This window comes from Pseudomonas sp. TKO26, from assembly GCF_003225665.1.
GTDB classification, from domain to species: domain Bacteria; phylum Pseudomonadota; class Gammaproteobacteria; order Pseudomonadales; family Pseudomonadaceae; genus Aquipseudomonas; species Aquipseudomonas saponiphila.
The window spans coordinates 1-384 of sequence record NZ_QKLN01000079.1; the positions used below are offsets into that span (position 1 = coordinate 1).

The window sequence follows — 384 nt, forward strand, 5'->3', positions numbered from 1 at the left end:
TTGTTCTCGGAAACGGCTTCCAGGGCGTACTCGTCGACGGTCTCGCTCAGGGATGCGGGGATGTCCTGGGCGTCGGCCAGAGACTTGTCCTTGGGCCAGGGCTGGAAGTCGAAACCAAAGGTATACAGGTCCGAGTCAGAGCGAATGCCAGGATAGCGAAACAAGTCCCACGTTCCGCCCGCTCGCTCACGGGATTCAAGAATCGCAAAGACCTTGCCAGGCTGGTGGCGCCGCAAGTAAGCGGCCAGACCAAAACGAGAAACACCAGCTCCCATGATCAGAACATCTAACGGCACGGGCGGGAGAAACGCGAGCGGAAGCATGGAGCCCACTTTTGTTTCGTTATAGAGGCCAGAACAAGAGCTAGGGACACTCGGTTCTGGT

The 384-nt window shown here is 57.8% G+C and carries 1 protein-coding gene; it reads right to left on the bottom strand.

The annotated features are described in order from the left end of the window. On the bottom strand, nucleotides 1-323 hold a 323-nt coding region (locus tag DNK59_RS32255), incomplete at its 3' end, for an NAD(P)-binding protein (protein ID WP_146249957.1). Nucleotides 324-384: the final 61 nt, after the last annotated feature.